The organism is Paenibacillus sp. GCM10027626 (genome assembly GCF_042676285.1).
In the GTDB taxonomy this organism is placed as follows: Bacteria; Bacillota; Bacilli; order Paenibacillales; family Paenibacillaceae; genus Paenibacillus_Z.
The window spans coordinates 40,423-55,298 of the sequence record NZ_JBHTHC010000008.1; the positions used below are offsets into that span (position 1 = coordinate 40,423).

At 50.6% G+C, this 14,876-nt stretch carries 10 protein-coding genes; all 10 read right to left on the reverse strand.

The genetic code is table 11. From position 1 onward, the window contains the following. Positions 1–155: 155 nt before the first annotated feature. The 10 genes from ACFQ0N_RS16620 to ACFQ0N_RS16665 all read right to left on the reverse strand — a co-directional run bounded on the left by ACFQ0N_RS16620 (position 156) and on the right by ACFQ0N_RS16665 (position 14,857). Complete coding sequence (locus tag ACFQ0N_RS16620; RefSeq protein ID WP_379328068.1) at positions 156–2,372, reverse strand: helix-turn-helix domain-containing protein; 2,217 nt, start codon at positions 2,370–2,372, stop codon at positions 156–158. Positions 2,373–2,660: 288 nt separating this feature from the next. After that, positions 2,661–4,394 (reverse strand): hypothetical protein, encoded by a 1,734-nt coding sequence (locus ACFQ0N_RS16625; protein WP_379328070.1) that lies wholly within the window; start codon positions 4,392–4,394, stop codon positions 2,661–2,663. Between the two features lie 21 nt (positions 4,395–4,415). Then, entirely contained in the window at positions 4,416–5,744 is a 1,329-nt protein-coding gene (locus ACFQ0N_RS16630) for a DegT/DnrJ/EryC1/StrS family aminotransferase (protein ID WP_379328072.1), read from the reverse strand. Between the two features lie 22 nt (positions 5,745–5,766). Beyond that, positions 5,767–7,065 (reverse strand): neutral/alkaline non-lysosomal ceramidase N-terminal domain-containing protein, encoded by a 1,299-nt coding sequence (locus ACFQ0N_RS16635; protein ID WP_379328619.1) that lies wholly within the window; start codon positions 7,063–7,065, stop codon positions 5,767–5,769. A gap of 276 nt (positions 7,066–7,341) precedes the next feature. Next, complete coding sequence (locus ACFQ0N_RS16640; RefSeq protein ID WP_379328074.1) at positions 7,342–8,076, reverse strand: MBL fold metallo-hydrolase; 735 nt, start codon at positions 8,074–8,076, stop codon at positions 7,342–7,344. Between the two features lie 156 nt (positions 8,077–8,232). After that, the gene (locus ACFQ0N_RS16645) at positions 8,233–9,051 is read right to left on the reverse strand and encodes a carbohydrate ABC transporter permease (protein ID WP_379328076.1); all 819 of its coding nucleotides are present in this window, start codon (positions 9,049–9,051) and stop codon (positions 8,233–8,235) included. A gap of 14 nt (positions 9,052–9,065) precedes the next feature. After that, entirely contained in the window at positions 9,066–9,980 is a 915-nt protein-coding gene (locus tag ACFQ0N_RS16650) for a carbohydrate ABC transporter permease (RefSeq protein ID WP_379328078.1), read from the reverse strand. A gap of 48 nt (positions 9,981–10,028) precedes the next feature. Beyond that, positions 10,029–11,402, reverse strand: a complete 1,374-nt coding sequence (locus ACFQ0N_RS16655; protein WP_379328080.1) for an ABC transporter substrate-binding protein — start codon at positions 11,400–11,402, stop codon at positions 10,029–10,031. 69 nt (positions 11,403–11,471) lie between these two features. Continuing rightward, complete coding sequence (locus ACFQ0N_RS16660; protein WP_379328082.1) at positions 11,472–13,067, reverse strand: response regulator; 1,596 nt, start codon at positions 13,065–13,067, stop codon at positions 11,472–11,474. Further along, complete coding sequence (locus ACFQ0N_RS16665; RefSeq protein WP_379328084.1) at positions 13,067–14,857, reverse strand: cache domain-containing sensor histidine kinase; 1,791 nt, start codon at positions 14,855–14,857, stop codon at positions 13,067–13,069. The genes ACFQ0N_RS16660 and ACFQ0N_RS16665 overlap by 1 nt, the downstream gene beginning before the upstream one ends. Positions 14,858–14,876 lie beyond the last annotated feature (19 nt).

Consider the following 14,876-nt stretch of genomic DNA (forward strand, 5'->3'; position numbering starts at 1 on the left):
CTTTTAACATTAGATCGATTTACGAATGGCAGGTCGAACTGATTTCACAATAAAGCACTACGATTGTAAGCGTCTACATTCCATTTGTACGAAAGGCTATCCGTTTCTTGATCCGAAAGCTATCCTTTTATTGCAAACACTATCTATTTGATGACTCATCCTAGTTCTGCGCCTATTTCTCCAACTACTTCTCTGTATTTCCCGGGTGTAATTCCCTCATACTTTTTAAACAATCGTATAAGCCCGATCTCATTCGCATACCCGATCGCTTTGGCAACTTGGGTTACGGTCAGATCCGAGCTGGTTAACAGTTGTTTGGCGACACGAATCCGCACGACCGAAATGTAATCTTTCAAATTTTGATCGCAATATTTTTTGAAAAATACGGAAAGATATTGCTGCGTGAGTCCAAGATCATCGGCCATTGCAGCCAAACCAAAATTAGGGTCCGTACAATGGGCTTCAACATGGTCTTTGATTCGCTTGAACAGCTTCTCGCCATGATCGGGCCGCTCTTCATTTACTGCTATGCAAAACAGCGAATACCACTCTTTCGTTTTCTCGAACATTTCTCCTGCCGTCGTACAGCCCAGCACCGATTTCACGGGATCATTGCCTTCTAAAGCCCTCATCTTGCCAAGACCGGAAAACACATTTTGCAGTTTGAGCAGAGTTCCCGTCATATCGAAGAACAAACACTTGCTGACTTCCGGCGTAATTCCATAGTTTACAAAATTAATCTCGTAGATTTGCTCAAGCTGCTTCTCGATGCCTGTGAAATCACCACTTTTGGCCATATTGATTATTTGGTTTTCCGTTTCAAGCGGATAATGGTACATCCTTTGTTCCATCCCGGCAATTTCTTCATAGCTAATGATCGTACCTTGTCCCTTCGTAATCCGGTAGTCAAGTGCAGCGAGCGCTTCCGCATACGCCCTTCCAGTATGTGATAGCCCGAAACCAACACTGCTTACAGCCATTGTCGTCTGAATTTGGTTGCGATCCAACATCTCTTTCAATTGCTCCGCAAATGAACGTAAACGGTCACTACCCGACAATACGGCATAATCTTTGTTGGAAATACTCATCAGCACAGCCAGCCGCTGACGGTCCAACTCCACGACATACCCATCGTTCCGTAGAAGCTCTTTGCATATATTCGAGACAACAAATTGGATCAAGACCCATTCCGGCTCCGAGCCTTCCTTGGCAAATCGTCTGCCATTTTCGATATCGATAAGAATGACGCCAAGCGCCTCGGATTGAAAATGAACCCCCATAAAACCGAGCGACTCGTCTGTAATCGTCGATTGATCCACCTGTCCGCGAAACAGTCTGGATAAGAAATTTGCCCGAATAACCGGCTCCTGGCGAGACAAGGTGTCACGCAAATATTTTTCCTCATGCATCGAATCGATCAAGGTGTCTTTAATAAACTCCATCTCATTATTGATTTTGCTGCCAGGAAGGCGACTGCCTTTCACAATCGCTTCAATCATGTCGCGGATCGGGCTGTAATTGCGGTATGCCATCAAATAACAGGCCACCATCCCTGCCATCAGGCAAATGACGAGAAGGATGATCGCACGAGTCTTGATTTCATCGACTCCAGACATGATGATGGAGCGCGGAACGACCGAAATATATTGCCAGCCGTTATTCTCGGATACCGTGTAAGACAGTAACGATTGTTCGCCGTTAATGACATCTGAACGGTATCCGGCAGAGGAATTCATTTTGTCGACAAGCTCAGTGATGCTCTCCGGGCGGTCCGAGGTCGTCATGAGGAGCTCCCCTTGCGGGTCCATCATATACAGGTGTCCCTGACTAACCCAATTGAGTTGGTTCGCTAAATCCTTAATCTGCTGCTCGTCGATCTGAATGACCAGCGAACCTTTGAATGACGATTTCTGCCCGAGCGTCAGAGACTGGATGTATGTCAGCACTTTCTTCTGTGCATTGCCTGTGCCTAGTGGAAGAGAGGGTAAATACAACTGCCGATGATATTCGGATAGTGATTTCATCATGATATCCGGATACCCCGGATCCGGACTATTCTGCACATGCTCGAAAAACAAGGAAGCCTGCGCCTTCCGAATTGGCGAAATAATGGTTTGCGAGCTATTCAAATAGACATAGAAATCATCGATGAAGCTATTGTTCATGCGGGAACGGTCCAGGTCGCGGATGAAATCGTAAAAGGCGGCCCTCGATTCGAGGCTATCCTCTCCGTCATTGCTCAGCAATACTTGCAGCTTCGGATTCATCGCAATTTGCAGCGTCAACCTCTCAACTTCCTGCATCCGATTGTCTACCACCAGCCGAATCTGATCCAGCATCGCAAGATTGGAGCGATATACGTTTGTGATCATCTTGTACTCCATCTGTTGGTACAACATACTGCCGATGATGACGGGAATTAATAAAATCGTCAGGTAAGAACACAACAGCTTTACAAAAAGCTTTTTTGGGGATAGGAGCCCACTCTCTGTTTTGCGCAGCCACTTTAACAGGACGATCCCTCCTTACGATTATCCAATCACTACCAGTATATCATCGTTATTGTACCTTTCACAGCGAAAAAAGAAGTTCCGTTCCAATGAATTCAAAAAGCAGCGAATAGGTTACCGCTGCTTTTCTTATGTTCTGCTGTTAGTCCCTTAGCTGTAAGGGATGGAACAAGAAGTTCTTCTTTCGAATGGCGTGACAGGGACAATCTCGCTTGAAACGCTATCAGCTTCGTCTCTATAAATATAATAATATAGCCCATGTTCAGCGCATCCTTCAAGCTCCAAGGTGAATTGTTTGTTGTTGTTGTCGTAAGTCGCATTCACAATTCTCGTTCTCGCTTTATCCTTGCAATACCTCGATATTTCATCATAACTGCAGTACCATATCGTCCATCCCGCCAATTCGCGATGTATGCCTTCAATGATAGAACGCCAATCATCCGGCTGCACGGCTGCAACACGCTGTTCATGCGTCATCAGCGTCCCGAAGAACCCGCTGGATATGCCCCGTTTAACAGCATCAGCCCCTCGCTTGATTGCGTTTGCAATATCAGTGCCGTCGCACTCCTGATTGAACATGGTGCATTTTCCGAGGAACTCCCCGACCCCCATCCCCGTATTGGGCGTTTTGTAGTCTCCAAGATGATGGGCAATCGCATTCCAAAACCGATGATCGGGATCCATCGGACCGTAGTTAAAGCCTTGGTGCCCATATGGATACGGTTCCCAGGAATAGCTGTTTGCATACCAATGAACACCGAACGGGATAAGCGACATCATATACGTCTGATTTCTCTTCAGCAGAAAAGGGAGACTGTTCAAGCCCATTTCATCATAATGAATATTGACGGTTTCGGAAGGTGTAATGCCTGTTTCCCGATAAAAGACATCCAACCGCTCGAAATGCTCCTTTAGTTGTTCGAACGTATACTCCGATCCGTCGTGTTGAATGAAAATTTGATCGGGGTACGGCTCTCCAAGCTCATGGAAAGAATGTGCACTGAATTCTGCCAGTCCGCGTTCGTGGAGGTGCTTAATCGCCTTGGCCCCGGGCTCGTCAAGATCGTCGATGAACAAACCGATATTGGGAATCCACTGATATTCGTTAAGCACGTTCACATATTCGAAGGAGTCGTACGACCCCACTGCATCGTCTATGCGGCATACGGCAAAGGGCGGCATCATCATAGTAGCAAACGGCTTTCTGGCAACCCAGATCAGACTGCGCCATAGCAGATCGTCCAGCCCTGCCACATGTCCGAAATACTCCTTCATCCATATGACCGGCGAAAAGTATAATGCAACACGCCGTGTGCTTGCGGGATCGCCGGGTGTACGCGGGATTGCCGCGACCAGTGTACGTCCGGCATCATCTTCGGCTAAGGAAACAACTCCGTCAGCGCCTTTCGGCACGGATGCGCCAATCGGTTTCTTCAGTGTATGCACTACGCCCGGACGCTGCATTTCGACAATAGAATGAGCGTTATCGGGAATATGAATACGGTCAATATTCGCTTCCTGCATCAGACTGCCGCCGAAAAAATGCTGTATCGCCTCATCAGCCCGCCACAATTTACCGTCGAAGCTTACAACTCCCGCTCCGATTGCCGCCGTGGCGGCAATCTCTTCCCATTGACCGGATGTAAGCGAAGCAGCAACGCCGTCATGAGCAAGAATAACTGCTGCGGCATCTTGCAGATGGCTGGCCAAGGATCCCTCCCTCACATCTGCCACTCGATAAGGGAACCCGAAATGATTCAACGCAGGGAGCAAAGCCATGTCAAATACGGCGGATGCCGGCTCGTCGTTGTTATTGGTAATGAACAGCAATGCTCTATTACCATCTGCATGATAACGCTCATATCGGCGAATTATTTTATCCATGTTCCAGTGACGTCTCCCTACTTATTTTTTTACCGGACTATGTTTGAAGAAATTCCATCCGCCGATGTAATCCGGATTTCCCGTGTCGCTGTCCAGCAGATCTTGATAATTCATTGCCACTTTTCGGAAGGCATCTATATACGTATCAATGATTTCCGGCTCATAATGTTTAAACCACGGAATCGAATACACGCATGCCGCAATGCCTTCGGATACGGGCAAACTGCCTTCAGGCTGGCGGCTATCTCGCGTCGCGTTGGCGATAACGGTCGGCTTGCCGTTACCGTATACGTCAACTGTATGCTGCAGCGGGTGAAGGTGCAGCGGAAGATTGCAGCCCGGCCCGGTATCGGCGCCTTCTGCTCGGACCGCCTCACAGAACCGGGTAACGGACAAGCCGCCGAGCTCTTCCGGCACGTAATGTCCGTGAACAGCATACCAGCCTCCCATCGTGCTGTTGGAATCCCGTGCTGGCCGATGCGCCCTGAGGCCTGGCACTCCTTCCAGTCGATCCCAGAAATAATTCATGGCCTTGTCAATTTCGGCGATCCGCTGATCGTAATGCTTGAGCTGCACCCTCCCAATGGCGGAACTGACCTGGTGCATGCGAAATTTATAGCCGCCGAACGGAAGTCCGGCATACGGTCTCAAATACTCGGTTTGTATTTCTCCGTTAAATCGTTCGTAATGTCCAAGCGCAATAGCGCGTTCATATATTTCCCGGTCATTCGTGACGAAAATGCCGCCCTCGCCGATTGCAAACGATTTGCCTGCCATAAGCGACATCGCCCCGACATCGCCGATGGTCCCGACTCTCCTGCCTTTGTAGTAGCCTCCCTGAGCATGGGAAACATCCTCGATTACCTTGATGTTATGTTTCTTGGCGATTTCCATGATCGGATCCATATCGGCCGGATGCCCCAAGTAATGGACGACGACGATTGCCTTGGTCCGATCCGTGATCCTGTGCTCAATGTCGTGCGGATCAAGACATAGCGTTACAGGGTCAATTTCGGCGAACACGGCTGTTGCCCCTAACGCATAGGCAGGCAGAGCCGAAGCCCAATACGTAATACTCGGACAGATGATTTCGTCGCCAACACCAACTTTGCAGCCATACATAGCCCCCAGTAAAGAATTCGTTCCGTTATTAAAGCCAAGCGCATATCTTGTTCCGAGCCACTCGGCAAATTCCAGCTCAAATTGTCTTGTAATATCCGTTCCGGACATCGCTCCGCTGCGAATGACCGCCAATGCCGCCGCTTCGTCCTCATCCGTTATGATCGGCCACTTAAACAGCTCGGGGTGAGCCCGCTTTACAGCTTTATTACCGCCTAATACAGCCAGCATATCTATATGCCTCCGTCTCTGATCATTTATTTAGGTAAGGCTTCCACAAGTTAGTGATTCCAAGCATAAGTTCCTCTTCGATACATTCGGCGAATGGAGCGGGCAATCCGAAGTATTTAACCGAACCAACCGATTCATAACCGCCCTCCCGGATTTGCGAAGCGGTTGGAACATACCCGATCAAGCCATTGCTATAGGCAAGCGGCAGTGCTCTGCGGCCGGAAATACGCTTGATTGCTTCGCCATACGCGTTCACCATTTCGCCGCTCATCGCCATAAAAGACAGTCTATCGGCTACTTGTACAAGCGTTATGCGAAAAGGCAGCGTGGGCTGAAGCCGTTCGGGATAATCCCGCAGATGACGACTCCATTCGCCGTCAACGCCGTCATCTTCCAGCAACTTCTCCAACTCTTCGGCAGAAGGGACAGACTGATAAGGAAGCTCGAGCGAAATGCCTGTTGCCTGAATCGGCAAAAAGTTAAGTTGTTCCATAGGCGATTGCAGAATGTGCAGCACTTCAGCGGCCAGCTCATTGCCGAGTCGACGGGAATCCGTATCAGTACCGCGGCGAAAGCGATCGCCTTCTATGAGCGCAGGGCGAATATCCCCGCAGCAGCCCTGTAAAAACCCGACAATTGCGCCCTCCCCCAGTGATAACCCAACCGTCTCCATCGCTACTCCTGGATAATCGGCTGTTACCCGATTTTCGGCACTGCTTGTCGGATGGCATGTAAAGTGGAACAACACCGCTTTAGTCGAGCCTTCCTCTGTGCGAAACCTGATGGCCGTTACCTCCCGGTCGATCGGCACCGTATCGTCAGGCAGCATCTCGATATAGCCGCCGAGCAATCTCCGCCGATGAATGCCAATTCCGCATTTGCCATATCCGATTTCAGCGGTAACAGGCACAATATTGGCACATGCCTGCTCGATCGCGGAGAACAATTTCGATTCCAACAGATTTACAAACGAGGGTGAATAATGGCCGACCATCGGCAAGAAATTCGTACCCGTCTGAGGACCGCCGTGTGTGTGGGATGCTTGCAGGATGACGGCATCTGGCTCGATCCCCCACCTGATCTTGATCGTACGTCGCCATTCCTCCATCTTGTCGGATGGCCATTGGAGAATGTCGGCTTCAGTCAGCAGCATCCTCCGTTTATCGGAAGGTTGCTCTCCCTCCTGTTCAAACAGAAACACGCGCAAGTACAAACGCTGCGCAACACCTTCATTATTGCCCTTCCGACTGCCAAAACCGGCTAGAGGAAGCGGTTCGAGTGGTGTAATGTCGGCTTTTGCACTGCCAAGCTTCGTTTGCACGTTCAATTCGTTCCCCCCCAAAAAAATCAGCTAAAATGCAAGATTCGCCCTTAAAATATAAGCCATTCGTAATAAAACTTCCACAATCCATTTGTTGTATCGGCTATCAGAAATTAAGACAGACGGTGCGGCATCAGGCCTTAAGCGATTGTGAAGGCAAGTTCAACTTCGCTAACGCGAGGGCTGCCACCGCTATTGACTGCTCCCAGTCCGAGATGGTACTGCACTATCCATCCCGGCAACAACATTCCCGCACCTATGTAGAACACACTGCTCTCACACAATGCTCTCTGGTATTTCTCCCGCCGCAAACCGCCGGGCCACTGCAGCCAAAGTCTCCCCGTAATCGCCGCATAACGGCTGCAAATGTCCCGGGAACAAGTCCTTCACTTGCAGTGCTTCCAATCTGCGTATACTGGCGGAAAGCTCTTCAAGCGAAAAATCGTCCGCCTGCTGCACGGCTATTCGTCCTTCCGAAAATAAAACATCGCCGCAGAACAGCGCTGCAAGCTGGGGAATATAAACGCTCATATGATCATGGCTGTGGCCGGGTGAAGCCAGAAAATGAACCTCCACGCCGCCGCAGCGCAGGATATCGCCATCCTCGACCATGAGCGAAGGCTCGCATGGCTCATAATGATAGTCCGCCGGATAAATTCCCTGCTCACGCGCCTCGCCAAGCTTGAGCGCCTCCTCCCCGCCGCTCATAAGACGAGCCGTCTGCTTCGAACAAACCACCTTGGAGCCAAATCGCCGCTGCAGCATGGCGGCCCCGCCGGAATGATCCGCATGGGCATGCGTCAAAATAATCCATTCCAGCTGCTCACCGGAAAATCCGTGCTGCGCAAGATTATCCAGCAGCTTCCATGTATTTCTCCCTGATCCGCAATCTATTATTATTCCTGTATCCCCAGCCGATACAAAATAAATATTGCAGTCATAATCATCCGATATTCTACTTCCTAATAAGCCGCTCCCTATTAAATAAATGCGATCAGTCAGCTGTTCCATTCCATTGCTCCACCTCTTCCATCATTGATATATAATATGGTATTACCATTAAATATAGCACCAGCACTTTGTTACCGTCAATGCATTCATCGCAGGCATAAGAAATAGACGGCACCTTTCAGATGCCGCCGTAACCCGCAATTGACTGTAAATTTTTTATTTTTCCGAACCAAGCGCAATGCCGTTAATAAAACTCTTTTGGAAGGAGAGGAACAAAATAATGAGCGGCAGTGCGGCGAGCGCGCCCCCGGCCATAGCCAAGCCGTAGTTGATCGACATTCCTTCGCGGATGAGCGAGGATACGCCGAGCGGCAATGTTTTCATCGTTTCCTTTTGCAGGACGATCAACTGCCAGATGTAATCATTCCAGACCGCCATAAAGGAGAAGATCGCCAGCGCTCCAAGCGCAGGCCGCAATAGCGGCAAAATCATTTGCACAAAGATGCGCACTTCCCCTGCGCCATCCATACTCGCTGCCTGCAGCAAATCATCCGGTATATAGCGTACAAATTGCCGGACAAGAAATACGCCGAACGGGAAGGCCAATATGGGCAGAAGCAGACCGGAATAGCTATCAAGCAAGCCCAAATCGGAGATAAGCAGATAGAGCGGTACAAGCGTCACTTGACGCGGCATCATCATTGTGGCAATGACCAGAAAAAATAAAAGCTGGTGTCCGGGAAACTTCTTTTTGGCATAAGCATAACCGGCCATGGAACAAAAGAGCAGGATCAGGCACACACCAGCCATGGAGGTAAACAAGCTATTGAACATCCAGCGCAGTGTCGGCTTGCGGTCGAACAATTGCTCAAAATGGAGCAGCGTGAACGTTTTCGGAAACCATTCTGGAGGCGTAGCCCACAGCGACAAGCTCGGCTTGAAGGCGCCTGTTATCATCCAATAGATCGGAAAGGCAAGAAAAAGGGCGGCCGCGCTCAATATAATGTACTTGCATGCTATTGACGCTATTCTCATAGCAAAGCCTCCCCTTACACCTTCGGTTTAAAAAATTTCAACTGAATTAACGATATGACCATGATGATCAAAAACAAGATGACACTTTGCGCTGATGCCAGCCCGAACTCCACTGATACAAAGGCCGTCCGGTAGATGGTAAATACTAGCGTTTCCGTGCTGTAGAACGGCCCTCCGCCTGTCAGCAGCTGAATAACGACAAAAATCTGGAAAACGGCAATAGTCGTCGTTAAAATAACGAATAGGCTCGTATTGGCGATTGCCGGAAGAGTAATATGAAGAAACCGCTGAAATGGCGAAGCGCCATCGATTTCGGCTGCCTCGTAATATTCCTTCGGCACGGAGTCCATGGAAGCAAGATAAAGAATAATCGGCTCTCCAATCGACCACGTAATGACCACTACACAGATCGAAATAATCGCCATTGAAGGTGTGCCAAGCCATTCTACCGGCCCGATCCCGAACAATCCGACTACATAATTGAGCAGACCTGTGTTTGTATTGTACATCCATGACCAGACCATCGTCAGGACGACCGGTGTGCAGACAGCCGGCAAGTAGAAAAACATGCGAAACATCGTTTTCATTCGCGGCGACAAGCTTTGCATGAAAGCAGCCAACGAGAATGAGGCGATAACAATGACCGGAACTATAATGATGACAAACAGGAATGTATTGCCGATCGAGCGAACAAACATGGGCTCCTGAAAAATACGCACATAGTTGTCAAACCCGATAAACTCTGTGGCTGCCAGCCCCGCTCTGTAAAAGCTAAGCCGAAAGGCTTCAAATAACGGATAGATGAAAAAAATAAGTGTCAGCACCAGATTGGGAAGGATGAAAAAATATCCCCACAAAAAGCTGCGCGTCTGGCGCGACGGGCCGCGATGCCGCTGCACATTGGCAGCGGCTTGCCCTTGCACCGGCATATTCGTCGTCGTGTTCAGGGACTCTCCTCCTTTACAGCTTATAGGCCATTACTGCTGATCAGCAATCACTTTATTCGCTTTTTGCACATAATCGTCTATCGCCTGCTGCGGCGTCATATGGCCAAGCAGCACGGCCTGCAGCGCCGGATACCAGGTTTGCCGCACTTCGGCATACACCGGTGAAGCCGCGCCCAGATTCGCTTGCGGCAGCTTGGCGACCTCGCTCATGACAGCCGTCATATCCGCCGACGGATATTCATAGAAAGAAGAAGTACGGGCCGGCAAGCCGGTATTCGCTTTGGAAAGCTTTTGCACATTGTCCGCTGTCAGCATGAAGTTAAGAAACTTTTTGATCATTTCACGTTTGTCCGGGTCGCTTTGCTTGAATACGGTGTAGCCAGTAATGCCGCCTGGCACCTTAGGCGTCACCCCTTCCTTATGCACGGGCAAAATGCCGTACAGATCCACATCCGGGTTAACGGAACCGTCCAGCTTACCGTTGTCGATAAGCCCGTACATCGTCATCGCCCATGGCAGCATGGCGATTTTCCCCTGCTTGAACATTTCCAGCACATCGACACCGTTCATCGTCGCCGCTCCCGGCGCAATGCTGCCTTCGTCGACCATGTCTTTCAGCGTCTGCAGCACCTCGGCTGCTTGAGGGTATTTATTCAACACGACTTCCGTGCTGTCCTCATTCCACAATTCAGCTCCAGCGCCGAACAGGTACATTAAGTTCATTTCATCCGCCTGTTCGCTTGCCGCGAACAACGCGGTGCCATGTATGCCGCCCCCCGAAACCTGCTTCATCGCATCCCGCCATTGCTCGAACGTCCACTCCCGGTTGGCCGGTATAAGCTGGCCCAGTCCTTTGTCCTCGAACAGCTTTTTGTTAATAAACATGAGCCGCGAGGAAATCATGACCGGAATACCGTACAGACGCTCATCCTTCGTAAGCGTATTCAAAACCTCTTGATTATAATCGGACTTATCGGCTTCAATAAAATCGTCCAAAGGCTCATTCTTATCAAACTTGACATATTTCATCAGCCGGCGGTCGAGTCCGTCCAGCAAAATATCAGGCGGGTTGTTGCCGGTAAGCGCGATCGTCATTTTTTGCTCAATGGCATCAAAGGGCACCATTTGAAAGTTGATTTTCACATTCGGATTTGCTTTTACAAATTCATCGATCTTTTTTTGCTCCCAATCGCCGAAATTCGGGTCGGAATCGCCCTCCACATTTTTGAATGTTGGTGTCGACCAATATTCAATGACTATATTTTTGTCCGCTGACTTCCCTGGTTCCGCTGTATTGCCGGCTTCCTTTGAGCCGCCGCCATTGCCGCCGTCTGAAGAGCAGCCGGCCAATGCCGTCACCGTTACAAGCGCCAAAAGCAATAGGATCGTCGAAACTCGTTTCATGTGAACCCTCCCTTATGTTTGCCTCATCTTTACTTTAACGGATCGCTGGCAGGCTCACCTTGAAAGTTATCATGTGAATCTTGAATTTTTTAAGATGCTGCCAGAGGCGCCGCCACCATCATGGCGTTTACGGTATTCGTTTGGCGACATCTGATATTTTTTGCTGAACAGGGTAGAGAAATAATTCGGATCGTCATAGCCGACCTCACGGGCGATTTCCGCAACCCGGGCATCGGTATGGAGCAGCAGCAGCCCGGCCTTTTCCAGCCGGAGCTGGGTTAAATATTGCGTGTAGCCGAGACCCGTTTCCTGCTTAAACAACGCGCTGAAATAATTCGGGTGCAAATAGACATGCGCAGCTACCTTTTGCAGCGGACAGCGATCCATATAGTTTTGTTCGATATACGACAGTGCGCGCTCAATAACGCCAACCTGCTTGCGGCCCGCCCAGCGGGACAGTAGCGCGGTAAATTGCTGCAGAATGCTCGTCAGCCATTCTGCTGCATTCCCCGGCCCACCTTGACTTTCCAAGCCAAGAAGCTCCCGTTCCATATTGATGAATTGCCCCTCATACTCCAGATGCTTGCGGGCGATTGCATCCAAGGTCAGCGCGCAGGCCAGCGCCTCCAGCCGCGCTTCTTCAGGCGGCATCTGTGCGATTTTCACGCGTCTTTCCTCCAAATGCCGCTCAAGCAATTCCGGCCTCCCCAGGACGATGAAAGACATGAAATCCCCTTCCATCTCCAGTAGCTTCGCATAATTCGGCTCGAACGCCAGCGCAGGCGGCGCTGGCGCTACCTCCTCCGGTGCGGCAGACTGCTGCATTACGACAGCAAACTCCTGCAACAGCTGCGGCCATTGCTCCAAATCGTCCACGATTCCCATATAGCGGGCCGTTACCGGAATATCGAGCAGCTCGCCTATTTTGGCTGTCACCAGCTCGGGCAGCACGACCGCGTAGCTATCGGGGCCCGTAAGCTTTGATTTGCCGATAAACAGGGCGTAATGCTGCTGATCAAGCAGCACAATCCGCGCCGGATCATACTGCCCTTCCGCCAGCTCCTGTATAATATTGCCTACAGCGAACTGCAGAATGGCCATGTCTGCCGCGCCATAGCTTCTCGTTGCCGGGAAAAAGCTGTCTACTTTGACAAGGCAAAGCCTTAGCCCGATCAAGGCCGGGCGCATTTGTTCCACAACCTTCGGATCACTCGGCAGCCGATAAAATAAAGCGCGAAAAGTCGTATCTTCCAGCCAGCGCTCCCGAATGCGGGCAGCATGCTCCTCCTCGCATAATTGGCCATAGAGCCTCGTAAGCACCGCGCACACCTCGCGCTCCGGACAAGGCTTGAGCAGAAACTCGAGCGCCCCATAGCGAAGCGCAGTCTGCGCATATTCAAAGTCCCGGTATCCGGTCAAAATAACAACCTTCGTGCGCTCTCGGTGATGATGGATCCATTCCGCCAATTCAAGACCGTCCAAAAGCGGCATGCGCACATCAGTAATGACCAGATCCGGCTCCCACTCTTCCATCAGCGCAATTGCCTCCTTGCCGTTGGCAGCCTCGGCAATCACTGTCCAGCCAAGCCGGTTGGTCTGAATCATCTTGCGCAGCGTATCGCGTACGAAAGCTTCATCATCTACAATAAGTACTGTCCCGATCATCAGCGTTTCTCCTTTCCATAGGGCAAATAAAGACGCATCGTCGTGCCCGCTCGAGGCCTGCTCTCCATCTCCAGCCGGTAAGGGGCGCCATACATCAGCTCAATCCGGCGAATGACGTTGCGGAGTCCAAGACTTTGGCGCCGCCTTCCCTTGCCCTGATCCAGCGATTGCCGGCCGGCCGTTGTTTCCCGTAAACGCTCATAGGGCAGGCCGCAGCCATTGTCCTGGATTTCGATTATCAAAAAGTCTTCGCTGCGATAAGCTGCAAGGAGCAGCCGCTTTAATCCGGCCTGATCGCGGAAGGCATGAACAAACACATTTTCTACGAGCGGCTGCAATAACAGACGAACAATCGGGCAATCAAGCACCCCTTCATCAGCCTGGACGGCGATTTCAAGATGATCGGCCGAACGAGCCTGCTGCAGACTTAAATAATTGCCGATTTGCGCCAGCTCGTCGCGAAGCACCGTCTCCGTCGTGGCCGGCTCCAATGCGTAGCGCAGCAGCTCCGACAGATTGATAACCAGTTCCGCCGTCTCCCGGTCGTCGCGCATATACATTCTGCTGTGCAGCAGATCAAGCGTATTGTACAAAAAATGCGGATTCAGCTGCGCCTGCAGCGACGTCAGCTCCGCTTCCCGCTCGCGCAGCTGCTTCTCATATCCTTCCTTGATCAGCGTATCGATATGGTCAAGCATCGAATTGAAGCGCTGGCCGATCAAGGCCAGTTCATCCTTCGTGCGCACCTCGATCCGGGCATGCAAATTGCCGTCCTCTACCCGCTTCATCCCCCGTACAAGCGTGCGCAACGGCAGCAGCAGCCTTTTGGTCGTCAGTGCAACCAGCGCGCTGGCGATGACTACGCTAATGAAGGCGCTGAGCAGCGTAATTTGCGGAATGATCTTGCTTTTATCGCGAACAGTGGACATCGATACACGGCTAATGACTTTAAAACCGGTCAGACTGGTCGCAGCCTGGGCGAACAAATAAGGCGTATCGTTCACCTGCTTGATTTCCGGTGCAGCGACCGATTGCAGCAGCGGCATTTCCAGCTTGTCCGGATCATTCTCGTCCGTATAGAGCAGGCTGCTGCGTTTATCCAACAAATATACGCGCCCTTCATTGCCTGAGATTACATTATTCAAATCATTGGCCAAAATGCTTTCATGCATCACGAGAACAAGCAAGCCGAATTTATTGGCATTCTTGTCCTTCATCCAACGTGCCGCCACAATGACCGGCCCCTGCTCCCGGCTGAAATAGTTGATTTTGTAGCCAAGCGTAGCCGCTCTGAGCCAGACCAGCTCCCCGTCCGAAGCTCCCAGCAATTCTGTCGCCTGCTCGCGCGCCTTTTCGCCAAATTCATAAGGCATGCTGGAGCCATTGGGCATGAAATAACCCCCGCCCAGATCGAACAAATACATCGTCAACATATTCGGCACGGAGTACATCAATTGATTTAAAACAAGACTCAGATCCTTTTGTGTTCCGACGCCCGGCACCTCTCCTTTATTCAGCTTGGCAAAATATCGCTGCACTTCGCTGTTCAGCACAATTTGATCAGATACGCGATACACATCCTGCAGCCGCAAGTCGATCCGGGCAGCCACCTGCTCTACACGCTGGCCGAACTGCTCGCTTATTTCCGTTTCCGCAATATCTCTATGCAGCTGATAGGTAATGAGCGCTGTCAATGAAAACGTTGCCAACAATACGATGGACAAAATGAGGATAAACTTGCCTGTCAACGAATGCCGCAAGTTGAAGGTCTGACGAATGACTGAACTCATACTTTCCGCCCCCTATATT

Bases quoted from the DNA above. Each gene is read 5' to 3' on its own strand.
- ACFQ0N_RS16650 (WP_379328078.1), bottom strand. From the start codon at position 9,980: ATGCCGGTGCAAGGGCAAGCCGCTGCCAATGTGCAGCGGCATCGCGGC.
- ACFQ0N_RS16665 (WP_379328084.1), bottom strand. From the start codon at position 14,857: ATGAGTTCAGTCATTCGTCAGACCTTCAACTTGCGGCATTCGTTGACA.
- ACFQ0N_RS16630 (WP_379328072.1), bottom strand. From the start codon at position 5,744: ATGCTGGCTGTATTAGGCGGTAATAAAGCTGTAAAGCGGGCTCACCCC.
- ACFQ0N_RS16625 (WP_379328070.1), bottom strand. From the start codon at position 4,394: ATGGATAAAATAATTCGCCGATATGAGCGTTATCATGCAGATGGTAAT.
- ACFQ0N_RS16660 (WP_379328082.1), bottom strand. From the start codon at position 13,067: ATGATCGGGACAGTACTTATTGTAGATGATGAAGCTTTCGTACGCGAT.
- ACFQ0N_RS16640 (WP_379328074.1), bottom strand. From the start codon at position 8,076: ATGGAACAGCTGACTGATCGCATTTATTTAATAGGGAGCGGCTTATTA.
- ACFQ0N_RS16645 (WP_379328076.1), bottom strand. From the start codon at position 9,051: ATGAGAATAGCGTCAATAGCATGCAAGTACATTATATTGAGCGCGGCC.
- ACFQ0N_RS16655 (WP_379328080.1), bottom strand. From the start codon at position 11,402: ATGAAACGAGTTTCGACGATCCTATTGCTTTTGGCGCTTGTAACGGTG.
- ACFQ0N_RS16620 (WP_379328068.1), bottom strand. From the start codon at position 2,372: ATGATCACAAACGTATATCGCTCCAATCTTGCGATGCTGGATCAGATT.